The sequence below is a fragment of the Mesobacterium hydrothermale genome, from assembly GCF_035818635.1.
Classification (GTDB): domain Bacteria; phylum Pseudomonadota; class Alphaproteobacteria; order Rhodobacterales; family Rhodobacteraceae; genus Mesobacterium_A; species Mesobacterium_A hydrothermale.
In genome coordinates this window covers 159,851-182,191 of record NZ_JAYLLH010000003.1, presented here as the reverse complement: position 1 = coordinate 182,191, position 22,341 = coordinate 159,851, and the positions used below count along the sequence as shown (strand labels likewise).

Genomic DNA, 22,341 nt, shown 5'->3' with positions numbered 1-22,341 from the left:
CCGCGGAGGAGGCGATTGAAAAATCGTGCCGGTCATGTGGGGGGAAGGATTGAAATGGGTAAAACCGTTCTGTTGATCGAGGACGAACCGAACATCATCGAAGCCATTCGGTTTATTCTGAAACGGGACGGCTGGACGGTGGACACGCATTCGGATGGCCGCGACGCCGTCGATGTGGTGCGCGGCAAGCAGCCCGACGTTCTGATCCTGGACGTGATGCTGCCGGGCAAAAGCGGCTATGACATCCTGCGCGAACTGCGCGCCGATTTTTCGCCCGAGGCGTTGCCGGTGCTGATGCTGACCGCCCGAGGCCAGAGCAAGGACCGGGAAGTCGCCACCCAGATCGGCGCCAACCGGTTCATGTCGAAACCCTTTGCAAACGCCGATGTTCTGGACGCCGTCAGGGCGCTGGCGGGGGCATGACCGACCGGTTGCCGCCCAAGGTAAAACCCCCGGTCTTTGTCGAACGGCAGACCTATCGCCAGCGTCGGGTGATGGATGCAGCCCGGATGCTGCCGATCCTGGGGGCGTTCCTGTGGCTTTTGCCGCTGCTGTGGTTCAGTTCCGGCGGCGGACCCGCGACATCGCGCGCGGTGCTTTACATCTTTGGCGTCTGGTGCCTGCTGATCTTCGGCGCGGCGCTGTTGTCCAAGGGGCTGCGCGATGCCACCGGGACCGAGGGTAGCGAGACAGACCTGTCATGACGGCGATGCTGAACACGCTGGTCGCGGTGTGTCTGGCCTATGTGGTCTTTCTCTTCCTTGTCGCCTTTTTTGCGGAACGCGCAGCGCAGCGGGGGCGCACCCGTTGGTTGCGCTCGCCCATCGTATATACGCTGTCGCTGTCGATCTACTGCACCGCGTGGACATTTTACGGCGCAGTCGGCAATGCCGCTCGGTCCGGGTTGGAATACCTGACAATCTATATTGGCCCGACGCTGGTCATGGTCGGTTGGTGGTGGGGGCTGCGCAAGCTGGTGCGCATCGGACGGACCCAGCGCATCACCTCTATTGCAGACCTCGTGTCGGCGCGGTTTGGGAAATCGAACTTGCTGGCGGTCGGGGTGACGATCCTTGCGGTGATTGCCACGACGCCCTACATCGCGCTGCAATTGCAGTCCGTGACCCTGTCGTTCGAAGTCTTCGCCCAAGGGGACATGCCGGCCCGAACCGGGGATCAGACCCATACCGCGCTGTGGCTGGCCATGGGCCTGGCGATCTTCACCGTCTTGTTCGGTACCCGAAACCTGGATGCGAACGAACGTCACCACGGCGTTGTCATGGCCATCGCGGTGGAAGCGGTGGTGAAATTGACCGCGCTGTTGGCAGTGGGGGCCTTTGTGGTTTGGGGGGTCAGCGATGGACCTTCGGCCATGTTGGCCAAGATCGATGCTTCGGATCTTGGTCACTGGCAAGCCGATGGCGGACGTTGGGCCGGGCTGACGCTTTTGTCGGCAGCGGCCTTCCTGACCTTGCCGCGCATGTTCCAGGTCTTGGTGGTGGAGAATGAAAACGAAGGCCACCTGCGCACCGCCAGCTGGGCCTTCCCATTGTATCTGATGCTGATGAGCCTGTTTGTTGTGCCCATTGCCGTCACCGGCCTTGAACTGATGCCCGAGGACGCCAACCCCGATACGTTCGTTCTGACGGTCCCGCTGTCGGAGGGGGCCAACGGCCTTGCGATCTTGTCGTTCCTGGGCGGGTTTTCGTCGGCCACGTCGATGGTGATCGTGGCGGCAATCGCCCTGTCGACGATGGTGTCGAACCACATCGTTATGCCGATCTGGCTGCGGGCGACCGGGGCCGGGGCGTCGTTTTTTGGTGATGTGCGCAATATCGTGCTGTTGGCGCGGCGGGTGTCGATCGTGGGGATCGTGCTTCTGGGCTATCTCTATTACCGGGTGTCGGGCGGCGGCGCTGCGCTGACCAGCATCGGCCTGGTGTCCTTTACCGGCATTGCGCAGGTCTTGCCGGTGGCGGTTGGCGGCATCTTTTGGCGCGGAGCAACGCGGACGGGGGCCTTTGCCGGGCTGACGGTGGGGCTTGCGCTATGGCTGTTCACGTCTTTTCTGCCCAGTGTCGGGACGGGCGTGCTGCTGAGCGAACGCATTTTCACCGAGGGCCTGTTCGGTCTTGGAATCCTGCGCCCGCACGCGCTGTTCGGGATCGAGGGGATCGACAGCACGCTGCATGCCTTGCTTTGGAGCCTGTCGCTGTCCACCATTGCGTTTGTCGGCACCTCGCTGGTCAGCTTTCCGTCGCCGCTCGAGCGTTTGCAGGGCGCGCAGTTCGTCAACATTTATCAGCACACCGGTGGCCCCCGCAGCTGGAGCGGCGGCCCGGCGCAATCCGAAGATCTGATGATCATGTCGCAACGCATCCTGGGCGCAACCGAAGCGCAGGCGTTGTTCCTGCGCGAAGCGCGCCGGCAAGGGGTTTCGGGACACCTGCCCGATCCGTCGCCGGATTTCCTGGAAATTCTGGAAAAGGAATTGTCGGGGTCGGTGGGCGCGGCCACGGCCCACGCCATGGTCGGCCAGATCACCGGCGGGATGCAGGTGTCCGTCGAAGACCTGATGGCGGTGGCAGACGAAACCGCCCAGATGATGGAATATTCGTCGCAACTGGAAACCAAGTCGCAGGAATTGACCCGCACCGCGCGCCAGTTGCGCGATGCCAACGAAAAGCTGACCCGCCTGTCGGTGCAGAAGGACGCCTTCCTCAGCCAGATCAGCCACGAATTGCGCACGCCGATGACCTCGATCCGGGCGTTTTCCGAAATCTTGCGCGACAGCGAAGGGATGTTGGAGTCCGACAAGATCCGTTATGCCTCGGTCATTCATGACGAGGCGATCCGCCTGACGCGGCTGCTTGATGACTTGCTTGATCTCAGCGTTCTGGAAAACGGTCAGGTCAATCTGAACATTCGGCAGGGGCGGCTGGGCGACGTGCTGGACCGCGCCGAAGCGGCGGCCGCGGCGGCCAGCGATGGTGGCGCGCGGATCGTCATCAAGCGCCGGGCCAAGGACGAGAGTATCGTGCTGAACACCGATCTGGATCGGCTGACGCAGGTTTTCATCAACCTGATCGCAAATGCGCGGAAATATTGCGATGCCGCTGCACCGGAACTGGAAATCCGGGTGCGGTCGAACCTTGGGGGTGTGGTCCTGGAATTTGTCGACAACGGCACCGGCATCGCGGCCGAATCCCAGGACCTGATTTTCGAAAAATTCGCCCGCGTCAGCGACCAGAAGGCCGGTGGCGCTGGTCTGGGCCTTGCGATCTGTCGCCAGATCATGCGGCGGCTGGGCGGCGAGATCAGCTATCTTCCCGGCCAGTCAGGCGCGGCGTTTCGCGTCGAATTGCCGGCCGAACTGGCGATGGCGGCACAATAGGCGGCCTTCAACCGCTTGGTAAGGTTCTTTGGCGATAACTGCGAAAGCCGCCCTTTACCGGACAGACGATGCCAGCCATTCCTGAAACAGACGTGTTGCACCGCAAGGTGCATCAGGGCACCCGCCGCCGCGATGCCAATGTCGTGCTTCCGCCGCGCGCGCTGCGGCAGGCACTCGCGCGCGTGGCGGAAGAGTTGTGGGGGATGGCCGTCACCTCTCAGGGAATTTCGCAGGAAATGCTGGATCAGGAAGGGGCGGTTTCCCGGCTTGGGGCCGACGACCTGATCCTTGTCCTGACCGCGCCGGACGGCACTCATGCGATCGCCGCGATCGACCGGGCGGTGCTGGCCGCGCTGATCGAGGTGCAGACCCTTGGCATCGTAAGTGACCGGGCATTTGACGAACGGCCCTACACCACGACCGATGCGGCGATGGCCTGGTTGTATCTGGATCGCGTCATCGCGGGGTTCGCCGCGGCCTTGCAGGCCCATCCGATGGCCCCGCTGGCCATCGGCTTGCGGTTCGAAGAGCGGGCTGTCGATCCGCGCACCGCCGCATTGTTCATGGAGGCTGCGCAATACCACGCGATGACCGCCGCGGTGGACATTGCCGGGGGGCGGCGTCGCGGCGACGTGCGGTTGTTGCTGCCGCTGCGCCATGTCAAGGCCCCGGCCCCGACCCCGGCAGCAGAGGCGCGCGGCAGCCACGCGGCGACGCTGCGGATGCTGCCCGCCCCGGTGCAGGCGGTTCTGGGCCGGATCACGGTGCCGTTGTCGCGCGCCTGCGCGCTGCGCTCCGGTGACCTGTTGCCCTTGCCCGATGGTATCCTCGACATGGCGGAGCTTGTCGCAGTAGGCGATCACGTTGTGGCCAAGGGTCGGTTGGGGCAGATGAACGGGTTTCGGGCGATCCGTCTGACCGTGCCCGACCACTACGCAGAGCGTGGGCGGGACGCCCCAGACACGGCCGCGACCGATCCCGCGCCGACGTCCTTGCCGGACGACGGGGACACAGACAGCGCACTGGCGACCGAATTTGCCCCGGCAGAGCCGCCGTTGCCTGTGGCACAGCAGCCGTTACCTGTGGCAGAGCCGGAGGACGACGAGACTGCGGATTTCGCGGCCATGGCCGGGCTCGACATGCTGGATGGTTTGGCGGATTGGGAGGAAGAAGAATAGCGTGCCCCGGCGCATCGGCCGGAGCACCGCGTGTCATACCTCAGCCGCGTTGGCTCAGGGCCATCAACGTGGGCTTCAAACCGTCCAGGTTGTATCCGGCGTTGCGGGTGGCGGTCAGGATGTCGTCCACCGACATCTTCCCGACCTGACCAAGGGCCCAGACCACGGAACTGCGGGTACCGGAATTGCAATAGGCCAGTACCGGACCATCCGAGGCCTCGGTCAGTTCCATCTGTCGCGCGATGGTTTGCGGTGTCATCCCCTGGTGCGTGACCGGAAGGACCTCGAACCGCAGCCCGGCGGCTTCGGCGGCCGCGCGGATCGTATCGGCCTGCAGGTCAGGCGGCACTTCAAAATCCGGGCGGTTGCAGATGATCGTGGAAAATCCCGCCGATTTGATCGACGGGATATCCTCGGCGCTGATTTGCGGTGAAACGCTGTAGCGGTCCGAAAGCGGGATCACGGGGTTATTCCGCCGGGACCGCGCGTTCCAGCAGACGGGTGCGCAGGAACGGTGCGATTGCCATGCCGGTGATCATCGCGGCGACAAAGACATAAAGCCCCGTGCCGCCATAGCTGAGCGCCGCGATCGACGGCCCCGGGCACAGGCCCGCAAGGCCCCAGCCCATGCCGAACATCAGCGACCCGGCCACAAGGTTCCGGTCGATCTTGGTCGACGGTTTCGGCGGGAAGGTGGTGCCCAGCACCGACGTCGTCCGACGCCGCACGATGGCCCAGGCGATGAACATCGGGATCATCGCGCCGCCCATGACGAAGGCCAGGGTCGGATCCCAGGCGCCGAACACGTCCAGCCAGCCCTGCACCTTGGTGGTATCGGTCATGCCGGAAATAAACAGGCCGCCCCCGAAAAAGCCGCCTGCAATGAATGCTCCAACCATACGCAACATCAGATGACCCCCAGGATGTGACGGAAGATGACGACGCCGACGCCGCCGGCGAAAATATAGCAGCAGGTGGCGACGAAGCCGCGCACCGAAAGGCGCGACATGCCGCAGACCCCGTGCCCCGAGGTACAGCCATTGGCAAACCGTGTGCCGACGCCCACCAAAAGGCCAGCGGCGACCAGAACGGCAAAGTTATCGGTGATGTGCGGGTTTACCTCGCGGTACAGCGGGTAAAGGATGATCGGCAGCAGGAACACGCCGATCAGAAAGGCGACCCGTTCCCACTTGGTATTGCCGGCACTGCCATCCACCAAACCGCCGATGATGCCAGAGGCACCCATGATGCGGCCGTTGAACAGCAGGTAAAAGGCTCCGCCGGTGCCGATCAGCAAGCCGCCGATCAGCCCCCAAATCCAGTCCTGTTGCATATACGTTTCCTAACGTCCTGTATTTTTCTTGTTGAAGTCCCGGGGGCGGGTTCGCGCGCCCGCCCCCGGGGAAAGTCGTGTCTGTGTCAGAGTTTGTTGACGGGTACCTTCAGGAACACGTCGCCGTGCTCGTCAGGTTCCGGCATCTGGCCCGCGCGCATGTTCACCTGCAGCGACGGGATGATCAGCTTGGGCATGGCCAGGGTTGCGTCACGTTCGGTGCGCATCTTGATGAATTCGCCCTCGTCCTTGCCTTCGCCGACGTGGATGTTCTTGGCTTTCTGCTCGCCCACGGTGGTTTCCCACGCGTAGACGTCGCGGCCCGGCGCCTTGTAGTCGTGGCCAACGAAAATGCGGGTTTCGTCCGGCAGGGCCAGGATCTTCTGGATCGAGTTGTACAGCGTTTCCGCCGAACCGCCGGGGAAGTCGCAGCGCGCGGTGCCGAAGTCGGGCATGAACAGCGTGTCGCCGACAAAGGCCGCGTCGCCGATGACGTAGGTCAGGCAGGCCGGGGTGTGGCCGGGGGTGTGCAGCACGTCGCCGCGCATCTGGCCGATCATGAAGCTGTCGCCTTCGACGAACAGCTTGTCGAACTGAGAGCCGTCGCGCTGGAATTCGGTGCCTTCATTGAAGACCTTGCCAAAGGTGTCCTGCACCACGGTGATGCGGTCGCCGATGCCGATCTTGCCGCCAACGCGTTCCTGAATATAGGGCGCCGCCGACAGGTGATCGGCGTGGACGTGGCTTTCCAGCAGCCATTCGACGTTCAGGTTGTTGTCCTGAACGAACTTGATCACGGCATCCGCCGATCGGGTGTCGGTGCGGCCCGACGAATAGTCAAAGTCCAGCACGCTGTCGACGATCGCGCAGCTGCTGCCTTCGGGGTCCTTGACGACATAGGAAATGGTGAATGTGGCGGGGTCAAAGAAAGCTGTGACTTCAGGTGACATGAGAATCCTCCGTTTTGTTAAGTCATATACACATGTTTGAATGTGTTTCAAGAGAAGCCTTCGCTTGACCTGCGTCAAAGTGATCCGGCCCCGACCGCTCATATAGTCATCTTCGGCTCAAGAAGGAGTGACCATGTCTCATCACGGCTACAAAATTAAGATGCTCAGGCGGCTCAAGGAACTGGGTGGCCGGTTGGAGCATGTCGAGGCCGAACTGGGGGCCGAGCATTCCAAGGACTGGGAAGAACTGGCCGTCGAACGCGAGGGCGAGGAAGTGCTGGAAAGCCTGGGCGCCGCCGGTCAGGCAGAGATTGCCCGTATCCTCGCCGCGCTCAAGCGTATGACAGATGGTGAGTATGGTTATTGCGTTGAATGCGGGGCAGAAATCGCGGCAGAGCGATTGAATGTCTTGCCCGAAACGCCACTGTGCCATGCCTGCGCATCGCGCCACGAGGCGCACCGCGCCTGAGGTATTGAACCGCTGTCCGGCAGGGTTGTCCGACAGGGAAATGAAAGGGAAGGCCACGATGAACGACACGCTCAAATCCCGGCTTGATGCGCTTGAAGCGATCTTTCCCGACGCCGATTTCGAAACCCGCGCCAAGTTGGTCGGAGAGGTCGAAACCCTCGTCGCCCGGATGGAGGCAGAAGGGCTGCCTATTTCTGAGGCAGACAAGGCTCGTCTGCACGATCTGGTCGAGGACGAGGTCGAATCAGGCTTCGACAACATGCCGGTCTGACATCCAGCAATGCCTTGCCTAACCGGGCAAGTTCGATTCTACTGTCTGCAATGGCGCGGGGTACACGCGCTGCAAGAACCGCGCGGTGCCTGGTGTGCCGCCAAGGCGGGGCAGTGGCATGGCAGAGACAGGCAAATACAGCGTGATTGATGGCGTAGCGGTGATGTTGCTGCATCACCCGCCGGTCAATGCGCTGACCCCGGCGGTTATCTTGGCGCTGGACACGCAGCTTACACAGGCGCTGGACGATCCGGCAGTGTCTGAAATCCTGCTGATCGGTGAGGGTCGCGTGTTCTGTTCCGGCACCGAGATCGCCGAGTTCAACAGCGATGGCGATGCCGCGCCCTTGGCAGAGCTTTGCCAGCGTCTGGAAATCAGTCCGAAACCGGTCGTCGCCGCGCTGCACGGGCTGGCGCTGGGGCCGGGGCTGGAACTGGCGATGGCCGCGCACTATCGCGTTGCTCATCCCGCAACGCAGGTCGGCCTGCCGGAAGTCAAGCTGGGCCTTGTGCCCGGGGCCGGCGGCTCACAGCGGTTGCCGCGGCTGGTCGGGCCAAAGGCGGCACTGGATTTGCTCTTGTCCGGCGCAAGCCGGTCAGTGCGCGATGTGGCGCTGAAGGGCCTGATCGACCGACTGGACGATCAACCCCCGTTGAAGGCCGGACAGGCGTTCTGCCGATCGCTTCGCGACGCAGATGTCGGTCCGCGCCCGACCCGCGACCGCCGAGAGGCGCTGGCAGGGTTTGCCGCGTACCAGCAAGACTTCGTTCGCCGCCGGGCCCAGATCGAAGGTCAGCCCGAAACCGCCCCGGCGGAAATTGTGAACTGCGTCGAGGCCGCGGCGCTGCTGCCCTTCGACGCCGGTTCGGAATATGAACGCGCCGCCTACGAGGCCAGCGTGGTTTCCGACCAGTCGCGCGCACTACGCCATGCGTTTTTTGCCGAACGGCGGATTTCGCAAACGGCGAAACCACAGGCCGAAGGGCTGACACTTGACACCGTGGCAGTGCTGGGCGCCGGGGGTCTGGCCACACAGATTGCGGCGGCGCTGCTGCTGGCGGGGCTGCGGGTCGACTGGGGCGTACAGGACTCGCAACTGCTGCACGATTGCCACACCCGTCTGCGCCAGACCTTGGATCAGACGATCGCAGTCGGACGGCTGGACACCGCCGGGCGCGACAAGGCGTTGGCGCGGCTGTCGCAGGGTCTGAGCGCCGAGATGGTCACCCGTGCCGGGATCGTGTTGCACGCCGCGCGCGGGCAGGGGGCGGTGCCGGTCCCGGACCGCACGCCGCGGCTGGTGTGCTTTGCCGGCGGCGTCGATCAGGTCGGGCTGCGCTTTACACCACCGGTCACGCTCAGCCGCCTGGTCGAGGTGGTCGAAGGCCCCAATGCCAACGATGCGCAACTGGATGCCGCCTTTTTGCTGGCGCAAAAACTCAACCGCCTTGCGGTGCACACCGTTTCGGGCGGCGTAACCATTGCCGAGCGGATGCTGGCCGCCTGTCACCGCGCCGCCGACGCGCTGGTCGACAGCGGGTTGTCACCCTACGAGGTTGACGCGGCGATGCTGTCCTGGGGGTGGCGGCGTCCGCCGTTCCAACTGCGCGACCTTTTGGGGCTGGAACCAACCGCGTCGCTGGTACGGGCCAAGGGCGCGCAAAACTGGACCTCGGTCATTATGGCGGCGGGACGACGCGGACGTGGGCAGGGCGGCGGGTTCTATGATTATCCCACCGGGCAGGGGCCCAAGCCGTCGCGTGCCGTGCTGGGGGCGGTCAACGCCGTACGCCCGGCACATCGCGGCATGTCCAAGGCCACGGCACAGGCGCTGATCGTGGCGGCAATGGCGAACGAAGGCGCGCGTATTCTGGCCGATGGCTGGGCGGCGTATCCGTCCGATATCGACGTGGTCTGCATGTACGCGATGGATTTTCCGCGCTGGCGCGGAGGGCCGATGATGGCCGCCGACCTGATGGGCCTGTTTACCGCGGTGCGCGCGATGAACGCCTTCGATCACCCCGACGATGCGTTCTGGGAGCCTCACAAGCTGGTCAATGACCTGGTGAAGAACGGTCGCGGATTCGGATCGCTGAACGGCTGACGCGCGTCAGCCCAGGAACACGCCGACGATCACGGCCATCAGGCCGATCACCGCAACGAAGAGCCCGCCCATGTTCAGCGGCATCGCCTTGCGCACGGCCTCGCGCATTTCGTCATCCGACAGGTTGGCACGGCGGGCGCTGGCGACCTTGACGATGCTCAGCACCAGTCCGATAAGCCCCAGCAGGGCGATCCCGGTTCCCGTCCAGATCAAGATCGGCATGGCGTGTCCTTTGGCTGGGCCTGACCGGTGCGCGGATAATTCAATCGCCGCCCTGTCGCAACCCCTTGAAGGGCTGCACCGGGCCGGGTATCGAAAAGGCCCCGTTGGCAGGAGGTATCCATGGACGAGCAAGGCACCGACAGCTATGGCATCGCCGCAGGCGAATTGCGCAGCTTCATCGAACGTTTCGAACGGCTTGAGATCGAAAAGAAAGAGATCGCCGAACAGCAGAAGGAAGTGATGGCCGAGGCCAAGGGCCGTGGCTATGACACCAAGGTGATGCGCAAGGTCATCGCGTTGCGCAAACGCGACAAGGACGACATCGCCGAGGAAGAGGCGGTTCTGGAAATGTACAAGGCCGCGCTGGGCATGGCCTGAACCCGGCTGAACCGGCCTGCACCAGCCTGAACCGGGCGGATCCGCGTGACAGACGACAATCGACAAACGGCGGGGGCACCCCCGCCTTTTGTTTTTTGGGGCGCGCGCATGTTTCGTAACAGTTTCTTGACGCATCTCAAGGCGGCCCGCGCGCCGCGCTTTTATTCTTGCACCAAGAATAAATGAACCGGACGCGACAAGGAGACGCTCATGACCGCAGACGCCATCGCAAATACCGACGCGCAGCACACGACCGCCAGCGATGCCAAGGCTGCCGCCAAGGTGGCGTTGCCCTCCGAGGTCAACGGCACGGCCCCCGAGGCCGCAGCAGACGTTGCAGTCAAACCGGCAGCCAAACGGCCTGCGGGTCATCACCCGACGCCGGCCGAAATTCGCCATGCGTTCGAAACCGGCGAATATCCCTATGATACGAAGATGCCGCGCCGAAGCTATGAGAGTCAGAAGGCGAAACTTCAGGCAGAGTTGCTGAAAGTTCAGCTTTGGGCGCAGGAAACCGGCCAGAAATTCGTCATGCTGTTCGAAGGCCGCGATGCCGCCGGCAAGGGAGGCACGATCAAGCGCTTCACCGAACACCTCAACCCGCGCGCCGCGCGCGTTGTCGCCCTGAACAAGCCCAGCGAGGAAGAGCAGGGCCAGTGGTATTACCAGCGCTATATTCAGCACCTGCCGACCGCGGGCGAAATCGTCCTCTATGACCGCTCATGGTACAATCGCGCGGGCGTGGAACGGGTGATGGGGTTCTGTGAACCCAACGACTACCTGGAATTCATGCGCCAGACGCCCGATCTGGAACGGATGCTGGTGCGGTCGGGGATCCGGCTTTACAAATACTGGTTCTCTGTCACTCAGGACGAACAGCGCACCCGCTTCCAAAGCCGCGAAACCGACCCGTTGAAACAGTGGAAACTGTCGCCGATCGACAAGGCCAGCCTGAACAAGTGGGACGACTATACCGAAGCGAAAGAGGCGATGTTCTTTTACACGGACACCGCCGACGCGCCTTGGACCATCATCAAGTCGAACGACAAGAAACGTGCCCGCCTGAACTGTATGCGGCACTTCCTGTCGACCCTCGATTACCCGGGCAAGGACCCGCGTGTGGCCACGCCTCCGGACCCGCTGATCGTGGGGGGCGCCAACCATGTGATCCACAAGTCGGAACACATCCTCGGCACCGCGCTGCACCCTGAGTCGCGCCGCGTCACCAGCTGACAGCGCCAACGCACGCCCCGGGGTCCGACGCCCCGGGGCACCTGCCTGTCTGGCCCGGCGGGACCTTGCCAAGTGCAGTTCGACCCATCTTGCGGGGCGTTTGGGGCTGGTTTACCTGTGGCGCATGACACCGCGTCTTTTCCTTGCCCTGCCGCTGATCCTCTGCGCCGTCCAGGCGCAGGCGCATCCGCACATCTTCGTCGACACCGCCTTGCACATCGACGTCGACGATGCGGGGCAGGCAACCGGCATTTCGGTCACCTGGACCTATGACGATTTCTTTTCGTTGCTGATCTTCGAGGACATGGGCCTTGATCCCGATGGCGATGCGCACCTGACCCAGGCAGAACTGGACAAGCTGCGCGGCTTCGACATGATCGAATGGCCAGACGGGTTCGAGGGCGATCTCTACATGTTCCGCAACGGTGAAAAGCAGCCGCTGGATTTCCCCGAGGTGACCGGCATCGACGTGGTCGACGGGCGTATCGTCGCCAGCCATCACCGCACGTTCCGCCCTGCGCCCGCAGAGGAACTGGCTTTCCTGCAATACGATCCCACATTCTATGTCGCCTATACTGTCACCGATGACGTGACCGCCGACCACGGCTGCCGCGTCGTGATCGACCGGGTGGACAAGGACGTGGCCGCAGAAACGGTCGAGAACCTGACCAAGTCCGATCCCGAAGCCATGTTCGAAGTGCTGCAACTCGGCATTCACTATGCCGATACGATCCTGCTGACCTGCGGCATGGACGGGTGATGCGTCTTGTCCTGAGCCTGGCCGCGCTGGGGCTGCTTGGTCTGGCGCTTTGGTTGTGGGGATTCGGCGGGGCGACGATGGTCGTGCGTTGGGCCGAGGCCGGGCAACACGATGCCCAGAACGCCCTGGCGCGTGGTTTGCGCGCGCTTCGGGCGGGTGACCCCGGCGCGCTGACGGCACTGCTGGGCCTGTGTTTTGCCTATGGGTTCTTTCACGCGGCGGGACCGGGGCACGGCAAGATCCTGATCGGTGGCTACGGGGTTGCGCGACAGGTGCCTTTGGTACGGTTGGGCGCGTTGGCCGTACTGTCCAGCCTGGCGCAGGCGGCAACGGCTGTCGCGCTGGTCTATGCCGGGGTGTTGGTCTTCGATTGGACGCGCACCCACCTGACCGACCTGGCCGAGGATATCCTGGCCCCCGCCAGCTATGGGGCCATCGCGCTGGTCGGGCTGTGGCTGGTCTGGCGCGGGGTGCGCCGCGCCGTGCGGGCGCCTGCGGCCCATCACGTCAATGACGACACCTGCGGCTGTGGCCACGCCCACGGGCCGACCGCGGATCAGGCCGCCCGTGTCACCTCGTTGCGAGAGGCGCTTGCGCTGATCGGCGCGGTCGCGATCCGGCCCTGCACCGGCGCGATCTTCCTGCTGCTCCTGACCTGGCGCATGGGGCTGGTCTGGCAGGGCATCGCCGGCGCGTTTGTCATGGGGTTGGGGACCGCGTCGGTGACGCTGGTGGTGGCACTGGTCTCGGTCACGCTGCGGGAAAGCGTTCTGGCGCGCCTGTCAGGCGGCGCCGGCGCGCGCCACATCGCCGGCGTGGTAGAGGCCCTGGCCGGAGGCGTCATCGCGGTTCTGGCATTGCAGCTTATGCGCCACGCCTTTTGATGCCTTGGGGACAAACCCGCAGGCACGGGCTTGCCTTTGCCCCCGCGCCCTGACTACTGCGTTGGCATGTCGCACCCAGAGCTGTCCTATACCGGTCACGTCCGGGCCATCCTGACGCTGGGCCTGCCGCTTGTCGGCGGGCACCTGGCGCAGTTTGCCATTGGTCTGACCGATACGATCATGCTGGGCTGGTACGGGGCCGAGCAACTTGCGACGCTGTCGCTGGCGTCGTCGCTGTTTTTTACCTTCTTTCTTGTTGGATCGGGCTTTGCCTGGGCGGTCACGCCGCTGGTGGCAAGCTTTGCCGCGCAGGACGATCAGGTGATGATCCGCCGCACGACGCGCATGGCGCTGTGGCTGTCGGGCCTGTTCTTCCTGTTTTCCATGCCGTTCCTGTGGTTTGCCAACCCGATCCTGCAAGTGCTGGGACAAGAGCCGCAATTGGCCGAAATGGCCCAGACCTATCTGCGGATCGCCGCCTGGGGGCTGCTGCCCGCGCTGGGGGTGATGACACTGAAAAGCTATCTGTCGGCCCTTGAACGCACGCAGGTGATCCTGTGGATCACCGTGCTGGCGGCGATTGTGAACGGAATCGGCAACTGGATCCTGATCTTTGGCAACCTCGGTGCGCCGGAGCTGGGGATTCGCGGGGCGGCCATCGCCTCGACCCTGACGCAGGTTGTCTCGCTTGCGGGAGTGGTGATCTATGCCCACATGGTGCTGCCGGAACACAACCTTTGGGGCCGGTTCTGGCGCCCGGACCCCGAGATGTTCGCGCGGGTGTTCCACCTGGGCTGGCCCATCGGTCTGACCAGCCTGGCCGAGGTCGGCATGTTCGTCATGTCGGCGCTGATGATGGGCTGGCTGGGAACCATCGCGCTGGCGTCACATGGCATTGCCGTGCAACTGGCCACTGCCACGTTCATGGTGCATCTGGGGGTGTCGAACGCCTCGACCGTGCGGGCGGGCAATGCCTTTGGCCGCGGCGACCCGGGGCATCTGGCGCGCGGCGCCGGTGTGGCCTTTGCCATGTCGGTCAGTATCTCGCTGGTGGCCATCGTGATTTTCCTCCTGATGCCGGAACGGCTTGTCAGCCTGTTCCTTGACCCGGCCGATCCGGATCGTGCAGCGATCATTGCGCTGGGTGTGGGTCTGTTGGTTATGGCGGCGTTGTTCCAACTGGTCGATGGCGCGCAAGTGATCGCGCTCGGGCTGTTGCGCGGGGTGCAGGATACGCAGGCCCCGATGATCATTGCGGGCGTGGCCTATTGGGGGGTCGGGCTGACCTCAAGCTATGTCTGCGGTTTTGTCTTGGGCTGGGGGGCGGTCGGGATCTGGACCGGGCTTGTTCTGGGCCTGGGGGTCGCCGCGGTGCTTCTGAACCTGCGATTCTGGATGCAGGCGCTTCCGGCGCTGCGAACGCGGACCGATGCGGGATGATCCCGAAGATTTTATTGATTGACGAGTCAATAAAAAACCGGAACCCTTGGCGCAAAGGGGATCCGCAATGCCAAAGCTTGGAATGGAGCCGGTCCGGCGCGCCGCGCTGGTACAGGCCACGGTGGCCGAAATCGGGGCCGCCGGGTCGCTGGACGTGACCGTCAGCCAGATTGCCCGGCGCGCCGGCATGTCTAGCGCGCTGGCGCATCACTATTTCGGCGGCAAGGACCAGATCTTCCTGGCGGCGATGCGCCATATCCTGCGGGAATATTCGGCCGAGGTCCGCAGCGCGCTGACCGCCTGCGCGCGGCCGCAGGACCGGTTGGCGGCCGTCATCCGCGCCAATTTCGCGCCGTCCTGTTTCGAACCGGCGACGGTTTCCGCCTGGCTGAATTTCTACGTTCAGGCCCAATCGGTGCCAGAGGCGGCGCGGCTGCTGAGGATTTACCAGAAACGCTTGCAGTCTAACCTGTGCCATGCCCTGCGCTGGCACGTCACCGATCCTCTGCCGGCGGCGCAGACACTGGGGGCGCTGATCGACGGCGTCTATCTGCGCGCGGTGCTGGGGGACTGCGACATGGAAACCGGGGCGGAACAGGTGCTGACCTGCGCCCGTGCGCTTGCGGGAGAGTGAGCAGTGACCAAACCCAACATCCTGATCATCATGGTCGACCAGTTGAACGGCACGTTGTTCCCCGACGGTCCCGCCGACTGGCTGCATGTGCCGCACCTGCGCGCGCTGGCAGAACGATCCACCCGGTTCGCCAATGCCTATACCGCCTCGCCGCTGTGCGCGCCGGGGCGGGCGGCGTTCATGTCGGGGCAGTTGCCCTCGGCCACCGGGGTCTATGACAACGCCGCCGAATTCGCCTCGTCGATCCCGACCTATGCCCACCACCTGCGGCGAGCGGGCTATTACACCTGCCTGTCCGGGAAAATGCATTTCGTCGGCCCCGACCAGTTGCATGGGTTCGAGGACCGGCTGACCACCGACATCTACCCGCCGGATTTCGGCTGGACCCCGGATTACCGCAAACCGGGCGAGCGGATCGACTGGTGGTATCACAACATGGGGTCGGTGACCGGCGCGGGCGTGGCCGAGATCACCAACCAGATGGAATACGATGACGAGGTCGGCTTTCTTGCCTGCCAGAAACTTTACGATCTGGCGCGTGGCAAGGATGAGCGTCCGTGGTGCCTGACCGTCAGCTTTACCCACCCGCACGATCCTTACGTCGCGCGCCGAAAATACTGGGACCTGTACGAGGATTGCGCCCACCTGATGCCGCAGGTCGGCCCGATCCCTTATGACGAACAGGATGCCCATTCCCGGCGGATCTTCGATGCCAATGACTGGCGGTCCTACAACCTGACCGACGAAATGGTACAGCGCGCCCGCCGCGCCTATTTCGCCAATATCAGCTATCTCGACGACAAGATCGGGGAACTGATGGACGTGCTTGAACGCACCCGGCAAGAGGCGATCATTGTATTTGTCAGCGACCACGGCGACATGCTGGGAGAGCGCGGCCTGTGGTACAAGATGACCTTCTTCGAGGGCTCTGCCCGCGTGCGGCTGATGATCTCGGCCCCGCAGATGGAACCGGGGCTGGTGACCGATCCGGTGTCGACCATCGACGTCTGTCCGACGCTGTGTTCGCTGGCCTCGGTCGATTGGCACGAGGTCGGGCCCTGGACAACGGGCGAGGACATCTCGGGGCTGAGTTTCGGACAGGCCCGTGAAACCCCGGTGGCGATGGAATACGCGGCAGAGGCCAGCTATGCCCCGCTGGTGGCGCTGGTGCAGGGCCGGTGGAAATACACCCGTTGCGTATTGGACCCCGAACAGTTCTTTGACCTGCGGGCAGACCCTTTGGAGTTGAACAACCTGGTCGATGATCCGGCGTCGCAAGACTTGCTGGCGGAGTTCCGCAAGATGGCCGATGCCCGCTGGGACCTGGACCGGTTCGATGCCGATGTCCGCCAAAGCCAGGCCCGCCGGTGGGTGGTGTACGAGGCGCTGAGGAACGGCGACTATTTCCCCTGGGACTACCAGCCGCTGCAAAAGGCGTCGGAACGCTACATGCGCAACCATATGGACCTGAACGTGCTGGAGGAAAACCAGCGCTTTCCACGGGGCGAATGAGCGATGCGGGCCGATAAGGAAACACGCACCCGCAGAACGGGCCCCGGCGCGCAGGCGCATCGGTTTGGATGGCCAAGCTTTCGCCGCGGCGATGCCAGGATGGGCAACCCGCGTGCCCGCAGACAAGGAGCGGCGCTCTGATGCAAGCAGATTACGTCATCGTCGGCGCCGGCTCTGCCGGTTGCGCCATGGCTTACCGGCTGTCCGAGGCGGGCAAATCCGTGATCGTCATCGAATATGGCGGCACCGATGCGGGCCCGTTCATCCAGATGCCGGGGGCGCTGTCCTATCCGATGAACATGGCCCGCTATGACTGGGGGTACTGGTCAGAACCCGAGCCGCACATGGGCGGGCGCCGCATGGCCTGTCCGCGCGGCAAGGTGATCGGCGGGTCGTCCAGCATCAACGGCATGGTCTATGTCCGGGGCCACGCCCGCGATTTCGACCATTGGCGCGATCAGGGCTCGGATGGCTGGGGCTATGCGGATGTGCTGCCCTATTTCCGGCGGATGGAAACCTGGGACGGGCAGACCGCGTCGGACTGGCGCGGAACCGACGGCCCGCTGCATGTGCGGCAGGCGCGGGCGGAAAACCCGCTGGTGCAGGCGTTCATCAAGGCGGGTGAACAGGCCGGGTACGGTGTGACCGAGGATTACAACGGCCAGCGGCAGGAAGGCTTTGGCCGGTTCGACATGACGGTGCACAAGGGGCGGCGCTGGTCGGCGGCCAATGCCTACTTGCGGCCGGCGCTGCGCAATGGCGTGCAACTGGTGCGGGGCCTGGCGCAGCACGTGGTGTTCGAAGACGGCCGCGCCGTGGGCGTTGAACTGGCCGACCAGGTGGTGCGCGCGACGCAAGAGGTGATCATCGCCGCTTCGTCCATCAATTCTCCCAAGCTGCTGATGCTGTCGGGGATCGGCCCCGCCGCGCATCTGCGCGACCATGGGATCGAGGTGCGGGCAGACCGGCCCGGCGTGGGGGCGAACCTTCAGGACCACCTGGAACTGTATGTGCAGATGCAGGCGACACAACCGGTCTCGCTTTACACCTACTGGAACCTTCTGGGCAAAGCCTATGTCGGCGCGCGCTGGATGCTGACCCGGACCGGGCCGGGGGCCTCGAACCAATTCGAAAGCTGCGGGTTCATCCGGTCTGCGCCGGGGGTGGATTACCCCGATATCCAGTTCCATTTCCTGCCCATCGCCGTGCGCTATGACGGCAAGGCGGTGGCCGAGGGCCACGGGTTCCAGGCCCATGTCGGCCCGATGCGCAGCCCGTCGCGCGGCGCGGTCACCCTTCGGTCGGCGGCTCCGTCCGATGCACCGGTGATCCGGTTCAACTACATGTCCGAGGAACAGGACTGGATCGACTTCCGCCGCTGTATCCGCCTGACCCGAGAGATTTTTGCGCAGCCGGCGTTCGATGAGTTCCGAGGCAAGGAAATCCAGCCCGGTGCGCACTACCAATCGGACGACGAACTGGATGACGTGATCCGCGAACACGCCGAAAGCGCCTATCACCCCTGCGGCACCTGCCGGATGGGGCGGGCAGATGACCCGATGGCGGTGGTCGATCCGCAGGGCCGTGTGATCGGGGTGGACGGGCTGCGCGTGGCCGACAGCTCGGTCTTTCCGCGCATCACCAACGGCAACCTGAATGCGCCGTCGATCATGGTGGGGGAAAAGGTGTCGGACCACATCCTTGGCCGCAGCCTGCCGCCATCGAATGCCGAACCTTGGGTGCACCCCGACTGGCAGACCCGGCAGCGCTGACCGTTTCGATCCGTCGTTAACCTGTGTGAACGATCCGGGTTGCGAATCCCGGAGCACATCCGTTTATTAACCGGGTGTTAAGAATTTGTTCTCTACTTGTTCTAATGTCGGCGCCGGTCTGGGCCGATGTGTCGGGGCCCATTCGTGTGATCGACGGCGATACGTTGGACGTGGGCGGAACCCGCGTGCGCCTGCACGGGATTGACGCGCCGGAACGCGATCAGATGTGCGGCGGCAACGGTGTCCCGGGCTGGCGCTGTGGCGCCTGGGTGGTTGGTGAGGTCCGCGCGCGGTATCAGGGGCAGTGGGCCGCCTGTGTTCAAACGGACTATGATCAGCGATACGAACGCATTGTCGCCAAGTGTTTCGTGGATGGGCAAGACATCGGGCAACGACTGGTAAGGGATGGGCTGGCCTTTGCCTATCGCAAATATTCGAAGGACTACGACCTGGACGAAAAGGGTGCAGCGGTGAACGATCGCGGGCTGCACGGACAAGGGGTACAAGCCCCGTCTGCGTACCGCACAAACAAACAGCACGCGCGGAGTACAGTGAATTTGCAGACTGCACCCGAGGGCTGCGTGATCAAGGGGAACATCAACTCTGACGATGTGCGTATCTACCACGTTCCGGGCCAGCGGGACTATGAACGTACAACGATCAAAACGGAACAAGGCGAACGCTGGTTCTGTACCGAGGACGAGGCCCTGTCGGCTGGCTGGCGGCGCGCGAAACGCTAGTCGAAAAAAGGCATGTGACGCACCGCTTTTGACACCGATCAAGGTTTTTGGCTGCCACCGGGCATAGACTCGGGCGTAACAAGAAGACAGGAAGGATCGCATGTCCCATACCCCTCATGAACTGCACGAAGAGTTCCCGGAACTCGCGGCAAAGATCACCGAACTCAAGCAGGCCGACAGCCATTTCGCTCGTCTGGCCGATCAGTATCATGACCTTAACCGCCAGGTTCACCGCGCCGAAACCAATGTCGAGCCGATGGACACGTTGGCAGAAACCGATCTGCGCAAGCAGCGCGCCGCGTTGAAAGACGAGATCTACAAGCTTCTTTCCGCCTGACCTTTTCGGTTGCGTCAGGTCTGACTGGGGCGCGGTCCATTGGGCCGCGCCTTTTTTCCATCAACCGACCTCGTAGGGCAGAACGCCACGGTGGTCAGGGTGGATCGACAGCCGCCGCTCCAGCGGCGGGACAGAGCGCTGATGGCATTGTGTGCGCTCGCAGATACGGCAGGAAATGCCGATGGGCTCGAACGCCCCGTCGCGGCCAACGTCCATTCCGTCGGCATACACCAGCGCGGGCGCGTGGCGCACTTCGCATCCCAGCGAAATCGCATAGCGACGCACTGGCGCGCCGTAGTGTCCGCCGCCTTTCGACACGTCCCGCGCCAGCGAGATATAGCGCACCCCGTCCGGCGTTTCCGCCAGTTGCCGCAGGAAGCGGCCGGGCGATTCAAACGCGCGGTGCACGTTCCACAGCGGGCAGGCGCCGCCGAAGCGGGCGAATTGCAGCCGGGTGGCCGAATGCCGCTTGGTGATCGTGCCGGCCTGATCGACCCGGACAAAGAAGAACGGGATTCCCTTGGCGCCGGGCCGTTGCAAGGTCGACAACCGGTGCGCCACCTGTTCGACCGACGCGCCGAAACGGCTGGCCAGCAGCTCCAGATCGTGCCGTGTATCCTGCGCCGCTTCCAGAAACGCGCCGTAGGGCATCAAGGCGGCCCCGGCGAAATAGTTCGCAAGGCCGATCTTGGCGATGGCGCGGGCGGCTTCGGACTGGAACCGGGCCAGGTCCAGCGTCGCCTCGAGCAGCTTGTCCTGCCGCAAGAGCGCAATCTGCAACAGCACCTGGAAGGCACGGGTTTCCGGAGGGGCAAAGGACGACAGCGTCAGGGTGCGGGTTTCGGGATCGAAATGGCGCAGCGTATCGGTCGCGCTGTGATGAACCGTCACGCCATGGGCGCGCAGATCGGCAAGCGCGGCGGCGCGGGGATCGGGGCCGGGCAGCTTTTCGGCAAAGCGTTCGGCGGCGCGGTCCACGGCGTCGATGTAGTTGTCGCAATAGTGGAAGAAATCGCGCACTTCCTCCCACGGGCTGGGCTGAAGCTGTGCGCCTTCGCGGCCCAGGGCCTCGTCCAGACTGGCCAGCCGTTCGTGGGTCTGGCGATAGGCGCGGTGCAGTTCCAGGAAAGCGCGTGCCAGCGCCGGGGCGTTCGACGCGGTCAGACGCAAGTCTGCAAGCGGCGGGGTGTCATCGGAAAACACCGGGTCGGCCAGCGCCTCTCGCATGTCCGTCACAAGCCGCTCGGCGTCGGAATGGCCCAGTTCGGTCACATCCAGCCCGAATTCGCGCGCCAGCGCCAGCACCACGGTGGTGCTGACCGGGCGATTGTTGTTTTCCATCTGGTTGAGATAGGGCAGCGACACGCCCAGCTTGGCGGCAAATTCCTTTTGCGTCAGTCCCAACCGCCCGCGAATGTCACGCAGCTTGGCCCCGGCATAGAGTTTCTGAACCGGCATCTTTGCACCTTTGCATCACCTTGGGACAGGTTTTGCAAATTGGACCGGGTCAGTCCAGCCCCGTCAGCCGCTTGTTGCGGCGCATGACCAGCATGATCGCGATCACCGACCCCGCCGATACGGCCACCATCAGCCACAAAAGCGGCCAGGCGCCGGTGCCCGGTGTCAACAGCGACCCTGCCAGCGCCGACAGGCCGGCGCCGCCGCCGATCATGATCGCTCCGCCAAGGCCCGCCGCGGTGCCTGCCAGTTTCGGGCGCACCGACAGGGTGCCGGTGGTGCCGTTCGGAATCGTCAGGCCGTTGCCAAGGCCTACCAGCGTCATGAAGCCGAAGAAACTGAGGGCAGACCCATAGCCGGCCAGGAACACCAGCATCGACACGCTGAGCCCGACGACGTTCACGATGCCGCCTGCAAGGATCATCCGGTCGATGCCGACACGGGCGGAAAACCGGCCGGACAGGAAATTACCGAAGAAATAGCCGATCGCCGGGGCACCGAAATAAAAGCCCATCTCGGCCGGTTGCAGGCCAAAGACCTCGGTCGCCACGAAGGGGGCACCGCCAAGATAGGCAAAAAACGCCCCCGATGACAGCGCTGCCGCCATGGCATAGCCCCAGAAACGCGGCGATTTCAGCAGCTCTGGATACTCGCGGAACTGCTGCGCCAGGGTCAGCCCGCTTTTCGCGGCGGTTTCGCCCAGGTCGGTCCATGTCAGCCAGAACAGGGCAGCCCCCAGAATGAACAGCAGGACAAAGTTGGCGTGCCAGCCGAACGCCTCGTCCAACAGGCCGCCGATCAGCGGGCCGATCATCGGCACCACGGACATGCCCATGGTGACATACCCGATCATCGATGCCGCCTGGTCGGCGGGGACCATGTCGCGGACCACCGCGCGGGACAGAACCATGGCGGCAACGATCATTGCCTGAAGCATCCGGAACAACAGGAAAACATAGACATTCGTGGCCAGCAGGCAGCCGATCGTGGCCAGGCAGAACCCACCGATCCCGGCAAGGATCACGGGGCGACGGCCGAGCTTGTCCGAAATCGGGCCAATCAGGATTTGCAGCACCGCGTTGACGGCAAGATAGATCGCCACCGACAGCTGCATCAGGTGGTATTCGGTGTCGAAATAGGCCGCCATGTTCGGCAGGGACGGCAGGAAAATGTTCATCGCCAGCGCGGAAATGCCGGCCAGCAGGATGAGCGTCGAAATGTGAGGCGGTGTCGTACGGTCGAGAAAGACGACTCGGGGCGTGTTGTCCATGT

At 63.9% G+C, this 22,341-nt stretch carries 24 protein-coding genes; 17 read left to right on the top strand and 7 right to left on the bottom strand.

Annotated features, from left to right (window positions below):
• Positions 1–54 precede the first annotated feature (54 nt).
• The 4 genes from VK792_RS03760 to VK792_RS03745 all read left to right on the top strand — a co-directional run bounded on the left by VK792_RS03760 (position 55) and on the right by VK792_RS03745 (position 4,572).
• Positions 55–423 carry a response regulator transcription factor gene (locus VK792_RS03760; RefSeq protein ID WP_326296011.1) on the top strand — a complete coding sequence of 123 codons (369 nt, stop codon included), beginning with the start codon at positions 55–57 and terminating at the stop codon, positions 421–423.
• A complete protein-coding gene (locus VK792_RS03755; RefSeq protein ID WP_326296010.1) occupies positions 420–704 on the top strand; it encodes a hypothetical protein in 285 nt (94 codons plus the stop codon). The genes VK792_RS03760 and VK792_RS03755 overlap by 4 nt, the downstream gene beginning before the upstream one ends.
• A 5-nt stretch (positions 705–709) precedes the next feature.
• The gene (locus VK792_RS03750) at positions 710–3,394 is read left to right on the top strand and encodes an ATP-binding protein (protein ID WP_435404827.1); all 2,685 of its coding nucleotides are present in this window, start codon (positions 710–712) and stop codon (positions 3,392–3,394) included.
• 68 nt (positions 3,395–3,462) lie between these two features.
• The gene (locus VK792_RS03745; protein ID WP_326296008.1) at positions 3,463–4,572 is read left to right on the top strand and encodes a flagellar motor switch protein FliM; all 1,110 of its coding nucleotides are present in this window, start codon (positions 3,463–3,465) and stop codon (positions 4,570–4,572) included.
• A 40-nt stretch (positions 4,573–4,612) separates the two neighbouring features.
• On the opposite strand, the gene VK792_RS03740 is transcribed toward VK792_RS03745, so the two are convergent.
• The 4 genes from VK792_RS03740 to VK792_RS03725 all read right to left on the bottom strand — a co-directional run bounded on the left by VK792_RS03740 (position 4,613) and on the right by VK792_RS03725 (position 6,855).
• The gene (locus tag VK792_RS03740) at positions 4,613–5,035 is read right to left on the bottom strand and encodes a protein tyrosine phosphatase family protein (protein ID WP_326296007.1); all 423 of its coding nucleotides are present in this window, start codon (positions 5,033–5,035) and stop codon (positions 4,613–4,615) included.
• A gap of 4 nt (positions 5,036–5,039) precedes the next feature.
• Positions 5,040–5,480 carry a DUF6691 family protein gene (locus VK792_RS03735; protein WP_326296006.1) on the bottom strand — a complete coding sequence of 147 codons (441 nt, stop codon included), beginning with the start codon at positions 5,478–5,480 and terminating at the stop codon, positions 5,040–5,042.
• Entirely contained in the window at positions 5,480–5,905 is a 426-nt protein-coding gene (locus tag VK792_RS03730; protein WP_326296005.1) for a YeeE/YedE family protein, read from the bottom strand. Before VK792_RS03730 ends, VK792_RS03735 begins: the two co-directional genes overlap by 1 nt.
• Before the next feature lie 86 nt (positions 5,906–5,991).
• A complete protein-coding gene (locus tag VK792_RS03725) occupies positions 5,992–6,855 on the bottom strand; it encodes an MBL fold metallo-hydrolase (protein WP_326296004.1) in 864 nt (287 codons plus the stop codon).
• 133 nt (positions 6,856–6,988) lie between these two features.
• Here VK792_RS03725 and VK792_RS03720 point away from each other — a divergent pair, with 133 nt between their 5' ends.
• The 3 genes from VK792_RS03720 to VK792_RS03710 all read left to right on the top strand — a co-directional run bounded on the left by VK792_RS03720 (position 6,989) and on the right by VK792_RS03710 (position 9,699).
• On the top strand, positions 6,989–7,324 hold the full coding sequence (locus VK792_RS03720; protein ID WP_326296003.1) for a TraR/DksA family transcriptional regulator: 336 nt from the start codon (positions 6,989–6,991) through the stop codon (positions 7,322–7,324).
• A 40-nt stretch (positions 7,325–7,364) separates the two neighbouring features.
• A complete protein-coding gene (locus VK792_RS03715) occupies positions 7,365–7,595 on the top strand; it encodes a hypothetical protein (RefSeq protein WP_326296002.1) in 231 nt (76 codons plus the stop codon).
• Positions 7,596–7,713: 118 nt separating this feature from the next.
• Positions 7,714–9,699 (top strand): enoyl-CoA hydratase-related protein, encoded by a 1,986-nt coding sequence (locus VK792_RS03710; protein ID WP_326296001.1) that lies wholly within the window; start codon positions 7,714–7,716, stop codon positions 9,697–9,699.
• Between the two features lie 6 nt (positions 9,700–9,705).
• On the opposite strand, the gene VK792_RS03705 is transcribed toward VK792_RS03710, so the two are convergent.
• A complete protein-coding gene (locus VK792_RS03705) occupies positions 9,706–9,921 on the bottom strand; it encodes a hypothetical protein (RefSeq protein ID WP_326296000.1) in 216 nt (71 codons plus the stop codon).
• Between the two features lie 120 nt (positions 9,922–10,041).
• Between VK792_RS03705 and VK792_RS03700 the strand changes: the two genes are divergently transcribed.
• From VK792_RS03700 to VK792_RS03655, 10 genes are all read left to right on the top strand, one after another.
• Positions 10,042–10,299: a DUF2312 domain-containing protein gene (locus tag VK792_RS03700; protein WP_326295999.1), complete on the top strand. Its 258-nt coding sequence runs from the start codon at positions 10,042–10,044 to the stop codon at positions 10,297–10,299.
• Positions 10,300–10,509: 210 nt separating this feature from the next.
• The gene (gene ppk2 / locus VK792_RS03695; RefSeq protein ID WP_326295998.1) at positions 10,510–11,532 is read left to right on the top strand and encodes a polyphosphate kinase 2; all 1,023 of its coding nucleotides are present in this window, start codon (positions 10,510–10,512) and stop codon (positions 11,530–11,532) included.
• Between the two features lie 124 nt (positions 11,533–11,656).
• Positions 11,657–12,292 carry a DUF1007 family protein gene (locus VK792_RS03690; RefSeq protein ID WP_326295997.1) on the top strand — a complete coding sequence of 212 codons (636 nt, stop codon included), beginning with the start codon at positions 11,657–11,659 and terminating at the stop codon, positions 12,290–12,292.
• Positions 12,292–13,176, top strand: coding sequence for a nickel/cobalt transporter (locus VK792_RS03685; RefSeq protein ID WP_326295996.1), 885 nt, complete (start codon positions 12,292–12,294; stop codon positions 13,174–13,176). Before VK792_RS03690 ends, VK792_RS03685 begins: the two co-directional genes overlap by 1 nt.
• A gap of 66 nt (positions 13,177–13,242) precedes the next feature.
• Positions 13,243–14,616 carry an MATE family efflux transporter gene (locus VK792_RS03680; RefSeq protein ID WP_326295995.1) on the top strand — a complete coding sequence of 458 codons (1,374 nt, stop codon included), beginning with the start codon at positions 13,243–13,245 and terminating at the stop codon, positions 14,614–14,616.
• A gap of 67 nt (positions 14,617–14,683) precedes the next feature.
• The gene (betI, locus tag VK792_RS03675; RefSeq protein ID WP_326295994.1) at positions 14,684–15,250 is read left to right on the top strand and encodes a choline-binding transcriptional repressor BetI; all 567 of its coding nucleotides are present in this window, start codon (positions 14,684–14,686) and stop codon (positions 15,248–15,250) included.
• 3 nt (positions 15,251–15,253) lie between these two features.
• Positions 15,254–16,762: a choline-sulfatase gene (gene betC, locus VK792_RS03670; protein WP_326295993.1), complete on the top strand. Its 1,509-nt coding sequence runs from the start codon at positions 15,254–15,256 to the stop codon at positions 16,760–16,762.
• Positions 16,763–16,902: 140 nt separating this feature from the next.
• Positions 16,903–18,534: a choline dehydrogenase gene (gene betA, locus VK792_RS03665; RefSeq protein WP_326295992.1), complete on the top strand. Its 1,632-nt coding sequence runs from the start codon at positions 16,903–16,905 to the stop codon at positions 18,532–18,534.
• Between the two features lie 104 nt (positions 18,535–18,638).
• Positions 18,639–19,274, top strand: a complete 636-nt coding sequence (locus tag VK792_RS03660; protein ID WP_326295991.1) for a thermonuclease family protein — start codon at positions 18,639–18,641, stop codon at positions 19,272–19,274.
• 100 nt (positions 19,275–19,374) lie between these two features.
• Entirely contained in the window at positions 19,375–19,611 is a 237-nt protein-coding gene (locus tag VK792_RS03655; protein WP_326295990.1) for an HP1242/YdcH family protein, read from the top strand.
• Between the two features lie 60 nt (positions 19,612–19,671).
• Here the strand turns inward: VK792_RS03655 and VK792_RS03650 are convergent, their stop codons facing one another.
• Positions 19,672–21,069, bottom strand: coding sequence for a helix-turn-helix domain-containing protein (locus VK792_RS03650; RefSeq protein ID WP_326295989.1), 1,398 nt, complete (start codon positions 21,067–21,069; stop codon positions 19,672–19,674).
• A 49-nt stretch (positions 21,070–21,118) separates the two neighbouring features.
• Entirely contained in the window at positions 21,119–22,339 is a 1,221-nt protein-coding gene (locus VK792_RS03645) for a multidrug effflux MFS transporter (protein ID WP_326295988.1), read from the bottom strand.
• Positions 22,340–22,341: the final 2 nt, after the last annotated feature.